The 16,284-nt window shown below is 35.8% G+C and carries 16 protein-coding genes; 13 read left to right on the top strand and 3 right to left on the bottom strand.

What is annotated here, in order from left to right:
* Window positions 1–2: 2 nt before the first annotated feature.
* The 8 genes from HHU12_RS21970 (at window position 3) to HHU12_RS21935 (ending at window position 6,750) form a co-directional block, all read left to right on the top strand.
* Window positions 3–1,142 (top strand): hypothetical protein, encoded by a 1,140-nt coding sequence (locus HHU12_RS21970; RefSeq protein WP_205959960.1) that lies wholly within the window; start codon window positions 3–5, stop codon window positions 1,140–1,142.
* A gap of 87 nt (window positions 1,143–1,229) precedes the next feature.
* Window positions 1,230–1,922 (top strand): ABC transporter ATP-binding protein, encoded by a 693-nt coding sequence (locus tag HHU12_RS21965; protein ID WP_169658891.1) that lies wholly within the window; start codon window positions 1,230–1,232, stop codon window positions 1,920–1,922.
* A gap of 3 nt (window positions 1,923–1,925) precedes the next feature.
* The gene (locus HHU12_RS21960) at window positions 1,926–3,101 is read left to right on the top strand and encodes an ABC transporter permease (protein ID WP_205959959.1); all 1,176 of its coding nucleotides are present in this window, start codon (window positions 1,926–1,928) and stop codon (window positions 3,099–3,101) included.
* Window positions 3,101–4,372: an ABC transporter permease gene (locus HHU12_RS21955; RefSeq protein ID WP_169658890.1), complete on the top strand. Its 1,272-nt coding sequence runs from the start codon at window positions 3,101–3,103 to the stop codon at window positions 4,370–4,372. Before HHU12_RS21960 ends, HHU12_RS21955 begins: the two co-directional genes overlap by 1 nt.
* Window positions 4,373–4,451: 79 nt before the next feature.
* The gene (locus HHU12_RS21950; protein WP_169658889.1) at window positions 4,452–5,183 is read left to right on the top strand and encodes an outer membrane lipoprotein-sorting protein; all 732 of its coding nucleotides are present in this window, start codon (window positions 4,452–4,454) and stop codon (window positions 5,181–5,183) included.
* Window positions 5,184–5,278: 95 nt separating this feature from the next.
* Window positions 5,279–5,902, top strand: a complete 624-nt coding sequence (locus tag HHU12_RS21945) for a class I SAM-dependent methyltransferase (RefSeq protein ID WP_169658888.1) — start codon at window positions 5,279–5,281, stop codon at window positions 5,900–5,902.
* A gap of 3 nt (window positions 5,903–5,905) precedes the next feature.
* Window positions 5,906–6,319 (top strand): 8-oxo-dGTP diphosphatase MutT, encoded by a 414-nt coding sequence (mutT, locus tag HHU12_RS21940; RefSeq protein ID WP_169658887.1) that lies wholly within the window; start codon window positions 5,906–5,908, stop codon window positions 6,317–6,319.
* The gene (locus HHU12_RS21935; protein ID WP_169658886.1) at window positions 6,316–6,750 is read left to right on the top strand and encodes a UPF0158 family protein; all 435 of its coding nucleotides are present in this window, start codon (window positions 6,316–6,318) and stop codon (window positions 6,748–6,750) included. Before mutT ends, HHU12_RS21935 begins: the two co-directional genes overlap by 4 nt.
* Before the next feature lie 83 nt (window positions 6,751–6,833).
* On the opposite strand, the gene HHU12_RS21930 is transcribed toward HHU12_RS21935, so the two are convergent.
* Window positions 6,834–8,732, bottom strand: a complete 1,899-nt coding sequence (locus HHU12_RS21930) for a biotin/lipoyl-containing protein (RefSeq protein ID WP_169658885.1) — start codon at window positions 8,730–8,732, stop codon at window positions 6,834–6,836.
* A gap of 371 nt (window positions 8,733–9,103) precedes the next feature.
* On the bottom strand, window positions 9,104–9,472 hold the full coding sequence (locus HHU12_RS21925) for a nuclear transport factor 2 family protein (protein WP_169658884.1): 369 nt from the start codon (window positions 9,470–9,472) through the stop codon (window positions 9,104–9,106).
* Window positions 9,473–9,636: 164 nt separating this feature from the next.
* On the opposite strand from HHU12_RS21925, the gene HHU12_RS21920 reads away from it, so the two are divergent.
* The 5 genes from HHU12_RS21920 to HHU12_RS21900 all read left to right on the top strand — a co-directional run bounded on the left by HHU12_RS21920 (window position 9,637) and on the right by HHU12_RS21900 (window position 14,596).
* Window positions 9,637–10,653, top strand: a complete 1,017-nt coding sequence (locus tag HHU12_RS21920) for a LacI family DNA-binding transcriptional regulator (protein ID WP_169658883.1) — start codon at window positions 9,637–9,639, stop codon at window positions 10,651–10,653.
* A gap of 33 nt (window positions 10,654–10,686) precedes the next feature.
* Window positions 10,687–11,178: a hypothetical protein gene (locus HHU12_RS21915; protein ID WP_169658882.1), complete on the top strand. Its 492-nt coding sequence runs from the start codon at window positions 10,687–10,689 to the stop codon at window positions 11,176–11,178.
* A 171-nt stretch (window positions 11,179–11,349) separates the two neighbouring features.
* Complete coding sequence (gene rbsK, locus HHU12_RS21910; protein ID WP_169658881.1) at window positions 11,350–12,246, top strand: ribokinase; 897 nt, start codon at window positions 11,350–11,352, stop codon at window positions 12,244–12,246.
* A 30-nt stretch (window positions 12,247–12,276) separates the two neighbouring features.
* Window positions 12,277–13,239, top strand: coding sequence for a nucleoside hydrolase (locus tag HHU12_RS21905; RefSeq protein WP_240971067.1), 963 nt, complete (start codon window positions 12,277–12,279; stop codon window positions 13,237–13,239).
* 4 nt (window positions 13,240–13,243) lie between these two features.
* Window positions 13,244–14,596 (top strand): ADP-ribosylglycohydrolase family protein, encoded by a 1,353-nt coding sequence (locus tag HHU12_RS21900; RefSeq protein ID WP_169658879.1) that lies wholly within the window; start codon window positions 13,244–13,246, stop codon window positions 14,594–14,596.
* Between the two features lie 494 nt (window positions 14,597–15,090).
* Here the strand turns inward: HHU12_RS21900 and HHU12_RS21895 are convergent, their stop codons facing one another.
* Window positions 15,091–16,104, bottom strand: a complete 1,014-nt coding sequence (locus tag HHU12_RS21895; protein WP_169658878.1) for an alpha/beta fold hydrolase — start codon at window positions 16,102–16,104, stop codon at window positions 15,091–15,093.
* Window positions 16,105–16,284: the final 180 nt, after the last annotated feature.

Below are 16,284 nucleotides of genomic sequence, written 5' to 3'. Positions count from 1 at the left end.
CAATGAAGAAACTTCAACTTATATTCTTGCTGTTCTTGTCCAATACACTTTATGGACAATCTGAATTCGATTTTAATGGTATGTTAGTGGGTTTTACAACCTACTCTCCTGAAGCGGAACAGCTCAATTTATGGAGTGGTGGACGTTATATTCCTGAAGTGAAATTTGAGCATCAATTTGATTCTTTAAATTCCTTTTCAGCCTTTGCTTCTGCCAATATTTACGGATCTGTACAGTATGTAAATGGAACACCGGTTTGGGATGGAACGGTTTTACCCTACAGAGGTTGGGTACGTTATGCACATGGGAATAGTGATATAAGAATAGGACTTCAAAAAATCGATTTTGGATCTTCTACTTTATTGCGACCAATGCAATGGTTCAACCAAATTGACCCTAGAGATCCTTTGGGATTGACGAATGGTGTTTATTCTGCCTTAGCGAGATATTATTTTAAGAACAACGCCAATATTTGGTTTTGGGCTTTGTATGGAAATGAGGAACAAAGGGGATATGACGCATTACAATCCGTAAAAGACATTCCAGAACTAGGCGGTAGAGTGCAGTTACCCACCCCAAAAGGAGAAATTGCTTTTTCCTACCATCATAGAAAAGCAGTTTTAGATACAAGGTGGAATGCAGATAATCCCATGTACATTGAAACACCAGAAAACAGAGTGGGTATTGATGGAAAATGGGATTTGTTACTAGGAGTTTGGTTTGAAGGAACTTACACCAAGACCAATAAAAATGTAGGAATTCTCACCAATCAAACACTTTTAGACATTGGTATGGATTATACTTTACCGATTGGAAGTGGACTAAATGTAGTAGGAGAACACCTTTTTACTTGGTATGGTGAAGAATTTAATCATGCTGAATACAAAGGAAATACAACCGCTTTTTCTATGAATTATCCCTTGTCTTTTTTTGATAATATTTCCGTGATGGTGTATAGAGACTGGACCAATGACGGCACCGGATTTTTCACCACTTATAATCATGATTTTGATGTATGGACAGGGTATTTTATGCTGTATTACAATCCTACAACATCCATAACATCACCGATCGCCACGAATGATTTAAACCAGTTCACACCAGGTTTCGGTCTAAGATTAATGGCCGTATTAAACCATTAAACCCGTAGGGGTAGACCTATGTGTCTACCCAACCTACGTGTCTACCCAAAATTGTAAAAAAGGAATAAACGCAAAAACCATATAGATATGAATACAAACAACATCATTGAAATTCAAAACGTAACCAAGCGTTTTCCGGTAGGAGAAACAGAGTTTACAGCTTTGAGTGACATCAATTTAAAGATCAAAAAAGGTGAATTTACAGGTCTGATTGGGCCTAGTGGATCAGGAAAAACAACCTTATTAAACCTAATAGGAGCATTAGATATTCCTTCAGAAGGAGAAATCTTAATCAGTGGAAAAAATGTTGCCGTAAAATCAGATGCAGAGTCGGCTTTATTGAGAAACGAACATATTGGTTTTATTTTTCAAAGCTATAACTTACTTCCGGTTTACAGCATTTTTGAAAATGTAGAGTTTCCTTTACTATTACAAAAGAAATCAAAAGCAGAAAGAAAAGAAGCTGTTATGCAAGCCTTGGAATGGGTGGGTTTGTCAGATATAGCGAACAAGAAACCTTCTCAGATTTCAGGCGGACAAGCACAAAGAGTAGCCATAGCAAGATCCATTGTAAAAAAGCCTGATATAGTACTAGCAGATGAGCCGACGGCGAACTTAGATTCCACCAATGCTTACAAGATCATGGATATTCTAAAAAAACTGAATGAAGAATTGGGCATTACATTTATGTTTTCTTCTCATGATAGTAAAGTAATTGAATACCTCAGAAGAGTGATCACTTTGGAAGATGGTAAAGTAAAGAACGACGAAATAAAATAGAAGATGGATACTTTATACAACATAGGGTTGAGTTTTCGATTGGCGTTCAGAAACATCATCAGTTCTGGCTTGAGAACTTGGCTCACTATTACCACTCTGTCCTTAGCGTTTGTCATGATTTTGTTTTTCAACAGCATGTACACCGGTTGGGAATATCAAGGCATCAGAGATCAGGTCAATTGGGAATTCGCACAAGGGCAAGTGATTCATCCCAAATACGACAAACTGGATCCATTTACCATAGAAAGCGGACATGGAAAATATGAAAAAGATACTCATTTGACACCCGTCTTAATTCGCCAAGCAAATATCTACCCCGATGGAAGAATGGTGCCGATTTTACTAAAAGGCATTCCTGCAGATCAGCAAATTGTAGAACTTCCAACTCAGCTATTAAAAGAGAGCAAGGCCAATATTCCAGCTTTGATTGGACTAGGAATGGCACAAGACAACAACCTGAAAGTTGGAGATGCAATACTGATGCGTTGGAAAGATAAAAACGGAACTTTTGATGCTCAAAATATTACAATTGCAGGCATTTTTGAAACGAATGTACCGACCATTGATGCAGGTCAAATTTGGATTGATTTGAATAGAATGAATCGACTGACAGGATTGCAACAAGAAGCTACCTATTTATTGGCTGATGCCGAATACTATCAAACCACCAACGCTTCTTGGAATTACCAAGACAAAGAGGCTTTGCTCAAAGAATTTTATGAACTTATCGAATTAAAAAGAGGAGGCTCATCTTTCCTTTACGGTATTTTGATGCTGATTGCTTTGATCGCCATTTTTGATTCACAAGTGTTTTCTGTTTTCAAAAGACAAAAGGAAATCGGCACTTATATCGCATTGGGTTTTACCAAAAAGAGAGTGACGTTTTTATTTACATTGGAAGGAACAATGTACGCTTTTATCGCAGCAGTGGTAGGTTCTATTATAGCGATTCCTCTTTTAGGTTGGTTGCATGAAGTAGGTATTCCTATGACCTCCAACGTGGATCAATCCCGTAAAATGGGAATTACTGTAGGAGAATATATCTATCCGCTACTGACACCTGAACTGTTTACAAAAACGGTTTTTTGGGTAGTGATACTTTCGGCAGTGATCAGCTACCTTCCCGTTCGCAAGATTGCTAAAATGAATACTGTAGACGCTTTAAAAGGAAAGAAATAATGTTTGAATTTTTATTTAAAGGTCTCATTAGAGACAAAAGCAGAAGTTTACTTCCTGTAATCGTAGTGAGCTTGGGAGTATCCCTTTCCGTATTCTTTGTCGGTTACATTGAAGGAATGATGGGGGATATGGTCGATCAAAATGCACGTTTCGGAACCGGGCATATGAAGGTGATGACGAGAGAGTATGTTAAGAATATTGCTCAGAAACCATTGGACCTTTCTATACTTGAAGCAGGTAAGGTGCTCGAAGTATTAGAGGATATGTATCCTGAAGTAGACTGGGTAAAACGATTTAATTTCGGAGGAATTTTAGACGTTCCAGATGAAAATGGTCAAACTAAAACACAAGGAATTGCTGGTGGAATGGCCTTTGATATGACTGTCGGAAATTCAGATCTAAAAAGATTAAATATCGCCAATAATATTGTAGAAGGAAGAATGCCTAACGGACCCTTTGAAATGCTTTTAGGGCAGGGTTTAGCCAAAAGAATGAATGTAAAAATTGGTGATCAAATTACCTATTTCGGTTCTACAATGGATGGAAGCATGTCGTTCCAAAACTTTATTTATGTTGGAGCAGTACAGTTTGGGTTGTCAGTGATGGACGACAAAACCTTTTTAATTGATATAAAAGATGCAGAGCAAATTCTAGATATGGAAGATGCCGTTCAAGAGATTTACGGCTACCTCCCCAATGATATTTATGATGATCAAGAAATTGAAGAGATAAAAAATAGCTATAATCAATCCTTTGCCAATGATGATGATGAATATGCACCTCAAATGTTAGCCTTAAGGGATCAAAATGGTTTAAGCACCATGCTAGACATGGTCAATACAATGAGCAATGCATTCACCTTCTTTTTTATCATTGCCATGTCCATCGTATTATGGAATACAGGATTGCTTGGAGGGTTGAGAAGATATACAGAATTCGGTATTAGAATAGCCATCGGTGAATCTAAAAGAGACATCTATAAATCATTATTACTAGAATCAGTTATCGTCGGAGCTGTCGGTTCAGTTTTCGGAACAATTTTAGGTTTGATTTTGACCTTTTATCTTCAAGAAGTAGGTATTGACATGTCAGATACATTAGGGAATAGCAATGTATTATTTTCGAATGTGATAAGGGCGAAGGTCGTTCCCACTCAATTTTGGATTGGCTTTTTCCCAGGCGTAATGGCCACTTTCTTAGGTGCATTATTATCTGGAAGAGGAATTTTCAAACGCCAAACATCAGAGTTATTTAATGAATTAGGGGTGTAATGTAGAAGTGTAGCCTGCTACGCAAAGGTTAGTATAATAACACTTACGACATTAAAGAAAATTAAAACAATAAAGAAATATGAAAAAAATATTCACCATAGCTTTTCTACTAATAGGCTGTACTGTAATGGCACAAGATCCCGTAGAAATGCTTCAAAAAATTGATGAAAATATGTATTCCAGTACAAAAATCACTAAATCAAAGATGATTGTATATGGGAAGAGAAAGAACAAAGAAATTGTGATGGAAGCCTATTCCAGAGGAACAAAAGATACTTTTTCAGAATACCTTTCACCTGCAAGAGAAAAAGGGACTAAGATGTTAAAATTAGACGATAAACTTTGGATCTATTCTCCTTCTTCAGACCGTACGATACAAATTTCAGGTCATATGCTAAGACAGTCTGTGAATGGATCAGATATGTCCTACGAAGATATGATGCAGGAGAAGAAAATGGTGGACATGTACACACCGACGATCAAAGGAGAAGAACAGATGAATGGAGAAGACTGTTATATATTACAGTTGGACGCCAAAGTGGACGACATTTCCTACCCAAAAGTGAAGATGTGGGTAGAAAAGAAAAATTATGTACCTATGCGTCAAGACCTATTCGCTAAGAGTGGACAGCTTTTAAAAACGATTAATATGGAAGATGTACGCCCAGTGAATGGAAGGTTTTACCCTTTCAAGATGAATTATAAAGATGTATTAAAAGATGGGAAAGGGACAGATTTTATTGTGATTGAGATGCAGGATAATGTGCCGATTTCTGATAATGTTTTTAATAAAGCAAATCTGAAAAAATAAGAATCCATTCTCTAGGAATCATTTTGATAGGTTTCATGTTGTAGAGTATTACCTTTACAATACGAAACCTATTTTCAATTTTAATTATTGCTGAAATGAGTATAGAACAAGCCTATAACAGTTGGGCAGATATTTACGATACCAACCAAAACAAAACAAGAGATTTAGATGCACACGCTACTGTAGAAACGCTATCAAAATACGATTTTAAAAACGTACTTGAATTAGGAGCGGGTACAGGTAAAAATACTCCTTTCTTATTGTCGAAAGCGGAGCAAGTAGTAAGTCTTGACTTTTCTGAAGAGATGCTCAATAAAGCGAAAGCCAAAATTAAAGATGAGCGTGTTTCTTTTAGAAGAACGGATTTGAATGAAGAATGGGATGTAGAAGATAATTTTGCTGATTTAGTGACAGTAAGTTTATGTCTAGAGCATATTGAAAATCTTGATCAGATCTTTGCGAAAGCCCATCAAAAACTCAAAGAAAATGGCTTCTTTTTCATCAGTGAACTCCATCCTTTCAAACAATATTTGGGAACTAAAGCGAGATATGAAACAGAAGAAGGAGTTAAAGAATTGGAAGTTTATATTCATCACCTTTCAGAATTTGTAAATGCAGCAAAGAATAATGGTTTTACATTAAAAGAAGTAGAAGAGTGGTTTGATGGTGAAGCAGAAAACGAAGTGCCACGAATTCTTTCATTAGTCTTTCAAAAATAAATAATGAAGCCAATCCAAGTTGTAGCCGCAGTAATTATAGACGATCAGCAACGTCTATTGATCACTCAAAGACCTTTGCATAAATCACAAGGAGGATTGTGGGAATTTCCCGGAGGGAAGGTAGAAAATAGTGAGTCTAATGAAGAGGCTTTAGTGCGAGAAATCAAGGAAGAATTAAGTGTTACGATAACTGTTGGAGAGTTTATTGATTCCTGTCAGCATGATTATGGTAATATTGTCATTGAATTGATCGCCTATTTTTCAAAGGTGAAGGAGGGAAGCATACAATTAAATGAACATATTGATATGCAGTGGATCAGCGTAGAGGAATTAGAGCAATATGAATGGGCACCTGCTGATGTGCCTATTGTTGATAAGATAAAAGAAAATTTAGAAACTAAATTAGAAATAAAATGAAACCAACAGATGAACAAATAAAGGAAATTGCAGGTGAGCACGAAATAGGGATGCAGTGCTATTTTCACTTCAAAACAGGTGAGCTTATTTCAATTCCAGATATGGATGATTTTTATGATGGCGATTTTGAAGCTTGGGAAGCTGACATTAAGAAAGTAGAGGAGAACGAAGATGATTACTATTTATTCAAAAAAAAGGATTCTAGGGACTCTTACAGAGAAATGGAAGCCTTTGCTGATACAGTAGACGACGCTAAACTTCAAGATAAATTGATAAAAGCTTTAAACAAGAAAGGTCCTTTTAGAAACTTCAGATGGGTTCTTGATGAATCTGAAGAGTATAGAGCTAAATGGTATAAATTTCAAGAGCAACAAAGAATCGAATATGTAAGGGAGGAAGTAGAAATGAATGAAGAAGAATTCGAAGTTTAATTCACCTTCTAATAAAAAAAGAGTCACCTAACTCTATGCAGAGAAAGGTGACTCAATTGATTGTAAAGAAAATCTTCTTTTGATTAAGCTGGGCTTAATGCTGAGATTTCGTCTTCAGAAGCAACGATATCCAACATTACTGAGTCAGCAGCGATAGTTTCGCCTTCTTCAGCAATAATATTGTTTACGAAACCACTGAAATCAGAAACAATATTGTTTTCCATTTTCATGGATTCTAAGATCACGATTGGTTGACCTTTTTCAACTTTGTCACCTGTTTTCACAAGTACGCTGATTACTCTACCTGGCATTGGTGCAAGTACTTTTTTACCCATTTTCATAGGCTTAACTACTTTTTCCTCTACCACTTTTTCCTCAACTTGTTGAGCAGCTGCAGCTTCTTTTTGCTTCGCTTCGAATTGCTCTTTCTTCAATTTCTTAAGGAAACCTTTTGCTACTAATGGGAATAACTCTAATAGTAATTCTTCCTCATAGTTCTCAGCCAATTTCACACCGCCAAACTCAGGAAGAGTAGGGTTGTCTTGAGCTTTGTAAGAATTTGTATCAAATGGTCTTTCGTCCTCAAAACCACAGATTTGCTTTCTAAACTCAGGCTTAACAGGAATTGGAGTCTTACCGTAGTCACCTTTCACTAAGCTTTGGAATTGGTTAGAAGTATTTGAATACATCTCTTTTCCTTGCTTCAAGCTCATTGCAGCGTTCACCGCTTGAGCACCTACAATTTGTGAAGTTGGTGTTACTAGTGGAGGAAGACCAGCATCCATACGTACTTGAGGGATCAATTTCATTGCTTCGTCCAAGATTTCGTCTGAACCTAAAGCTTTCAATTGAGCTACCATGTTAGAGTACATACCACCTGGAACCTCAGCTTCTTTCACTTTCGTGTTTGGTTTAGGGAAGTTGAAGTAGTCCTCGATTTGGTGACAGATATTTAATAATGACTCTTCGTTACCAGCGTTTACAGCTGCGATAGCGTCATCAAACATTTTGTCTACGTTTGCAGGAAGTGTATCTGTAAGAGGGTTGTATGGATTAGGGAAGCTGTCATAAGCATCAAATGCGCTTAATTCCTTACGAACGTCAACTAATTTTTGGTTGATTTTCGCTACGGCCTCCATGTTTACGTCCATTTCGATACCTAATTTCTTAGCGAAAGTGTAGATCAATTCGATCGCAACACCTGCTGAACCACCTGCGAAGTTCCAGATGTTTGTATCTACGATGTCCGCACCGCTCATTACAGCACATAATACAGCTGCTAAACCATAACCTGGCGTACAGTGTGTATGGAAATCAACTGGGATAGAAAGGTTTGCTTTAAATAGTTTTACTAGTTTAGCTACTCTCATTGGAGGAATTAAACCAGACATATCTTTAATAGAAATCATATCCGCACCAAGCTTTTCCATTTCTAAAGCTAAGTTAAGGAAGTATTGATCTGTAAATACTGGCTTAGGAAGTGGCTTACCTTTAAAGAATGCTTTAATTCTCTCCATTGTAGAGAAATGCGGGTCAATTGTGTAACATACCGCACAGTCAGCAATACCACCGTGTTTTTTTACATACTTAATAGTAGACTTGATGTTATTAGTATCGTTAAGAGCATCAAAGATTCTCATGATACCTAAACCATTATTGATAGATGTTTTACAGAAACCTTCAATAATTTCTTCAGTATAAGGAGTGTAACCAAACAAGTTACGACCACGAGATAAGGCAGTCAATTTACTTACATTACCTACTGAATCATGGATAGTTTTCAAACGAGTCCATGGGTTTTCACCTAAATAACGCATTACTGAATCTGGCACAGCACCACCCCACACTTCCATTGCATAGAAATTGGCGTCTTGGTAATCAGGAAGAAGATAATCCACCTGAGCCTGTGTCATTCTTGTAGCAAATAATGATTGTTGCCCGTCACGTAGCGTTAAATCTCTAATTAATAGTTTCTTTGACATCTTATCTTATGGTTTATTACTCTGTTTGCCCAATAATATTATTAAGCGGATACTAATTCATTTTCGATGGAACATTTTTTTGAATTGATGCTCCTGTATAATATTAATTGCAAAGGTTTATTAATATTATACTCCAAAGTTGGGATAGTTTTGTGACGAATGAAGTGATATCCCTTGTTAGAAAATGCTGATTTTGTACACCTTTTTTTGGAGACCCTAAATTTTTAAGTGAGGATGGTCATTAAAACAATATTATTTAATATAAAAAAGCAATATAATTACATATGTAAGTGTCTGATATACAGTTTTAAATAAAAAAAATAGCCCATAAATTGATTATGAGCTTTAGGGTTTTCAAAAGAATGATGAAATCAACCGTTTTGTGGTTTAAAGAAAAATTCTTCCTTGACAATTTTACCATTTTTTACTTCATAAACGGCAATTTCAGTACTTTTTGTTCTTTGACCAGTAGGTTTAAACGTTGCATCCATCATTAATGAGCAGGAGAAAAAGTCGTCTGCAATGACGGGATCAGAAACCGAAAAACCATGCGGTTCCATCATCTCCATAAACTGTTTACCTTTCTCTGCCAATCCCTGAAGACCTTTTACTTCTTTCACAGGTGCGCCATCAGGCTCAATACTGACACAATCTTCAGCGAATAATTCTTGTTGTGCTTTTTCAAACTCACCGATACGGCATAGCTCTACCAAACGGCTAGCAATTTCTTTAATAGTCATAAGTTAATTTTTGGTTGATTTAAATTAAGACACATTTATTGATGACTGAATATACTTTGATTTTTTGAATTTAATAAGCAGAAAGAAGGTTTCTTTTTTTATTATTCCCATCAACCTGTTTACTTTGATGGAAGATCTATATTATTTTTTAACCTTACTATTATATGAAAGCCAGTTTAAAATCCATCGCTAAAGACTTGAATATCTCCCCAGGGACTATTTCTAGAGTATTAAATGGAAAGGCAAAAGAATATAGAATCAGTGAAGCAACCGTAAAACGTGTCAAAGCCTATGCTCAGAAAGTAGGTTATACTCCCAATTTGGTTGCCAAAAGTCTTCAGGCCTCTAAATCCTTTACCATTGGTTTGATTTTGCCCGATATCAGCAATCCTTTTTTCAGTACAATGGCCAAACATATAGAACAGCAAGCCTCCGCAATGCATTACTCTATATTATTGATGGATTCTGATGAACAATTAGAGAAAGAAACAAAGGCTTTGCAACAATTATATAGTAGAAAAGTAGACGGTATTATTCTGTGCCCGGTAGGGTTTGAAGGTTCTCATTATAAAGAACAATTCAAAGACATGGGAATTCCTGTAGTATTTGTTGATCGTTATTTAAAAGGTATTGATGTGCCATTTGTATCTTCCAATAATTATAAAGGAGCCTATGATGCTGTTGAGTTTTTAATTCAAAAAGGACATAAAACAATAGGTTTGATTCAAGGAGATCAAAAACTGCTTACTGTCAACGAAAGAGAAAAAGGCTTCAAAGAGGCATTGCAGGATTATAATATTTCATTTAATGCAAACTTACTTCTGGGTAACGGTTTTAATGAAGAAAACGGTTATGTTTCCATGTTACAGCTATTAAAAGAAAAAAATAAACCAACGGCAATACTATGTATGAGTAATCAAATATGTATGGGTGTTTTAAAAGCCGCGAAGGAACTTCAATTAAACCTCCCTCAAGATTTGTCCATCATTTCATTTGATGAAAACCCTTATGCGGAATATATCACACCTTCACTCACCACCATTAAACAGCACAATGATAAGATGGGGGCGAAAGCATTTAACTTAATATATGACCTAATACAGGACCAAAAATCAGAAGATCCATCTTTTTTAATTGATACTGAAATAATAGAACGCGGAAGTATTTTTGATCTACTTTAAAGCTTTTGCAAAATATCACTAACAAGAATTCATATGAAATCAATAGCAAACTTATTTATCCTTTTTCTTCTAATGACAAGTTGTTCGACAAAGGAGAAGCAAACTTCAACTTTAAATTATAGAATCTTGCATGTTGTTGAAGGTGATTCTTTATTCATAACAAGAGAATATGATCTTGTAAAAGATAATCATGAAGAAGTGGAAGTGTATCAATATGTCAATTTGGAAGATAAAAAATGGAATATGACTTTTAAGTATAATAAAAGTACCAAGGTTTTATCTTTTGTTGATTCTGATTTTGAATTGAAAGAAAAAGATAAATTTTTTGACCCAAGTTTATCTTCTGTGAAGTTTGATTTATATACTTTATCTCAGCCTGTTATTGACGGTCATGGACCCCTTCTTTTCAATTCAGATTATGGAATTCTCAACCTTGATAATGGTTTGTGGAAGTCATCCATTTATCTGAAGGAAAACGATACTACAAATAAGGTACAACAGATCCTTACTATGGTAAGAGAATAAAACAATTCATGAAAGTCTTCCTGATTATTATTTAACGTAATTAAAACATTTAATTCTTTTTTCAGATTTAAATTTTATTTAATATTACTGCACAAACGATTGTAGCATATGGATGCTCTATTTTTTTAATTGAATAGCACAAACGTTTGTACAATAAAATAACACATCATTATGGATAAGAAAATTATTGTAATAGGCAGTTCAAATACGGATCTCGTAGTGCAAAGTGAACGTTTACCCAAAGCAGGGGAGACGATTATGGGAACAGACTTTTTTCAGAATCAAGGAGGAAAAGGAGCGAATCAGGCTGTAGCGGCGGCAAGGTTAGGTGGTGAGGTAGTTTTTGTGGCCAATGTTGGCACTGATGATTTTGGGAGTAATGCCATTTTATCCTACAAAAAAGAAGGAATTAATGTTGATTTTATTCATCAGGTTGATGTGCCCACCGGCATGGCAATGATCAATGTAGATGCTAAAGCAGAGAACTGTATAGTGGTTGTGCCTGGTGCAAATAATACATTGTCAGAAAAAAATATTGATGCTGTAGCAGAGGGATTTCATGAAAAAGCAATAGTGTTATTACAATTGGAAGTTCCCATAAAGACTGTGGAGTATGCTGTTGCGAAAGCAAAACAAAAAGGAGCCTTAGTCATTTTGAACCCCGCTCCTGTGAAAGCGATATCAGATGAAACATTGAGAATGCTTGATATCATTACACCTAATGAAACGGAATTAGAGTTATTGTCTGGTATCAAAGTAAAAGATCAACAAACGATGTTGAAAGCGATAGATATACTTCACAATAAGGGTGTAAAAACAGTTATTGTGACTTTAGGAGCCAAAGGATGTTTTGTTTCCAATACTACTTTGAAACAACAATTTTCTGCCCCTAATGTAAATGCAATTGATACAACGGCGGCTGGCGATGTTTTTAATGGAGCTTTAACCGTTTTATTATCAGAGGGGATGACTTTGGAAACCAGTATTAATTTTGCCCTAAATGCGGCATCAAATTCTGTGACAAAAAAAGGAGCACAAGCATCTATTCCCAGACTTTCTGAATTGTAAAAACAAAACCAACTTGATATGAAATTTCTAATGAAAATAGCACTCGTATGGAGTGTTTTATTGACTTCAACTTCTCTTTTTGCTCAATCTCCACAAAAAGAAAAGATCATTTTTGATTGTGATTTAGGGGATGATATTGATGATATGTACGCCTTGGCATTGATGCTGGCAAGCCCTGAGTTTGAAGTGATGGGTATAGTAATGGACTTTGCGAATACACCCGAAAGAGGAAAAATGGCACTAAAGCTATTGTACGAATTAGGGTTAGATGATATTCCTGTGGTGATAGGGCGAAAAACGAGTGATGTTTATTCACCGCAATACATCTGGGCAGAAGGTTTTGATCAACTAAAACCGTCACCGATGGATGCTGTGGAATTTATTTCTTCAACGCTAGAAAAATATCCAAATGAAGTCAACTTGGTAACGGTGGGGCCTGTTCCCAATATGAAAGATTTGCTTGATAAAGATCCAACGATTCTCCAAAAAGCAAAGCATATTTATGCTATGTTTGGTTCTTTCAATATGGGTTATAACAGTTCCACAACACCTAGCCCGGAATGGAATGTTGTGGCTGATGTAGAAGCTTCAAAAGCATTTGTAGAAGCTGATAAAGGAGGCAAAATTACTTATGTACCGTTGGATGTTACTGCTTTTGTTACAGTCTCAGAGGAAAATAGAAATTTGTTGCAAATGCGAAATTCTACACTCACAGATGCGATTTGTGCCAACTATGTTTTATGGCGTTATATGCATTATGCCAAAGACTTGAATTATGTACCTATTGTGTATGATGCTGTAGCCATAGGGGTGATACTTTGGCCTGAATTATTTCATATTGAAGAAGGATATGTGGAAGTAGATGATAAAGGATATACCTCTATCAATAAGGAGAAAAAACCGAATGCAAAAATCGCATTGCATATCAATGAAGATGAGTTTATGCAAAGAATGATGAAGCGGTTATTATTACAGAACTTAGATAAGAACTAGAAAGATGAAACGAATTATTATTGGAATTTTATTACCCATGTTTTTTTATTCTTGTAACCAGAAGAAGGAAGAAAAAACAGTACTCAAAGACGATCGATTAACCTATAAGAATTATGAGCCTAAATCCACTGACTTAGCGATTTCTAGGTCTGAGTACAAAGATAAATTATATGGTTTCTGGCTGGGACAATGTATCGCCAACTGGACGGGGTTGGTAACTGAAATGGATAAAATTGGGAATATCGGTGAAATCAAAACAGGTCCTTTTTATACACGAGAAGATTGGGGTAAAAAAGATGAGCCTAGTATTTGGGGGCAGGGAGTACCCAGTGATCTTTCAGAAACGATTGATTTTGTAGTAAGAAAAAAGGGAGAAGTTTGGGGAGCTGATGATGACACGGATATTGAATACATCTATCAGCATTTACTTTACACCAAACAAAAAACAATCCTTTCACCAGAAGATATAAAAGAAGGATGGTTGAAACATATTCAAAAAGAAGAAGAAAATTACCTTTGGGTGTCCAATCAAAAAGCATTTGACCTGATGCACGAGGGCGTACTTCCTCCAGAAACAAGTAATCCTGATATCAACGAGCATTATGATATGATTGACGCACAGTTGACCACTGAGATTTTCGGCTTTTTTGCTCCAGCAAGAATGGATGTTGCTCAGAAAATGGCACACCTGCCAATCAGAACCACTGCAAGAAAAGAGGCCGCCCAGATTTCAGAATTTTATGTAAATATGTATGCTTTAGCTTCTTTGGTAGATCAAAAACTTTCTCAAAAGGAAAAGATTGTCTGGATGGCGAATCAGGCAAGACAGCAAATGACAGGAGAAAGTTATGTTACTAAAATGTATGACTTTGTAAAAGGCGAATACCAAAAAGGAACGAAATGGGAAGATGTGCGTGATGCTCTTTATGAAAAATATCAAGTAAACCAGGAAGACGGTTATCACATCACAGCCAAGGAATTGTATTGTAATGGCTGTTTTGCAGCAGGAATCAATTATGCGGCAAGTTTAGTCAGTCTTTTTTATGGTGAAGGTGATTTGAAGGAAACTATAAAGATAGGTACTTTGGCTGGATGGGATTCGGATAACCCTACAGCAACATGGGGAGGAATGATTGGTTTTATGATTGGGAAATCAGGAGTAGAACAAGCGTTTGGTAGTGATTTATCCGATCAGTTTGATATTCATAGAACAAGACAAAACTTTCCTTTAGACAGCACTGATAATTTTGAAGATATGTCGAAAGTTGGAATGTTTATCGTGGATAGAGTAGTGCAAGATGAAATGAAGGGAGGAGTAGATTTAGAGAAAGATTTGTGGTATATCCCCTCGGAATAATAAAATAGGCTATGTTTCACAATATGCGAACATAGCCTTAATTCTACAGTATAGGAAGAGTATGTGATTCATACTCTGTAAGTAGATTAAAAAATCAGGATATTAAAAAAGGCCGGTTTTTGAAAATTGTAGATTCTAAGTATGCCCTTTCATGCTTGTTGGCATTCTTATCTACAATTCCAAAATTGTGCTATGTACTAATTTTATCATTTTCATGATGTACTCCCCATAAACAAGTGAGGCATCTAAATAAAAATGATCCCAATAGTCTGTCACTTTCTGAGCTAATAGGTTAGAGGTCGACAGGAAAAAGAAAAAGAGTAAAAGTACAACATAAATATTTTTTCATGACACTATTTAATCGTAAAGAGAATTTTGAGTTTTGTAATTGTAAATCCGAAAATTGACAAATATTATTTAAAGTATTCTCTCTTAGGACAATTCATAATGTGATGAAGACAATATTTTTTCAAATAAAATTTTGGAATGTTGGTTTACAATGCATCCAAATAAGGTTTTATATTTTCACCGTCATCCAAGCGGCCGCTGTTGCGTTGTAAGAAATTTAAGACCTTGGATGCCACTTCCACATTAAACAATTTGTTGGAGAATTTTCCAGATTTAATCAATAAAAGTTCTGCGTCGGGAAGGTCTTTTTTGAATGAGTTTGCTCCTTCAAAATTGGGGTCACTGTCATTATTGCCCCAAATTACTAATGTTTTAGGCTGTTTTTCCTTCAGCATTTGTTGCCAATCAGGAAAACGTTGAGCAAGTTTATTATAATCATTCAGAAGTTGCATCATGATCAGCTTTTGCTTCTCAGTTTGGACAAATTCTAAATATTGTTGCCATAGGCCAATATCATAAGTTGTACTATCCAATGGAGTAATATCCTTTGATAGAATATCAGCATTTTCTCCACTTAATGTCCACACATAGTCCATGTATGCATTAGAACTGTCACTCCCAGTGTTTTTGTAAAGTGCCTGTCTGTTTTCAGGAAGTGCATCAATGTAAAGTTCAGAGTTTTGAATAATTAACGCCTCGATTTTGTCAGGATCTCTTTCCATTAATTGGAGACCTATATGAAAAGAGGAATTTTGAATATATAGCGTATAATTATCTATTTTTAATTCCTTTAGAAAATATTCTAAATAATCAGTGATCAATGAAAAGGTAAAGGGGGTCTTCTCGGGATCAAATTTCGCGTACCATCTTGTGTTAGAGTGGTCCGGTACAATGACATAATAATGTGAAGCCAACATCGGAATCAACTCATCAAAAGTATTCCTGTTGGTTGGATAGCCCGGCATAAATAAAAGGGTAGGATTGAGCGAATTCCCGGCTGTTCTGTAATAATATTGAACACCCTTTATGTTGCGGTTTAAAAGTTTGATCTCTGGTTCCTTGTAAAATTTACTATTTAAATGTCTAGCTTCTTTGTTGCTATAATCACAAGATGCTAAGATTAAAGTAAAGATTAGGGTAACAAGTCTAGCTGAATTCATGAAAAAATTGATGCGTACTGATAGTAAGGTTTAAGCTAAGGTAAATATAGAGGAGTGTGATACGATGCGCAATGTGTTGCAATGATGTGCAGGTTTCAATCTAGCTACTTTAGAGTTAAGTATTTGTGATACAGTTTTTTATAGGGTTGTGAATATATGTGATTATTTGTCAATGTGGTC

The organism is Flammeovirga aprica JL-4 (assembly GCF_012844305.1).
GTDB lineage: Bacteria > Bacteroidota > Bacteroidia > Cytophagales > Flammeovirgaceae > Flammeovirga > Flammeovirga aprica.
This window is presented reverse-complemented; position numbering and strand designations above follow the sequence as displayed.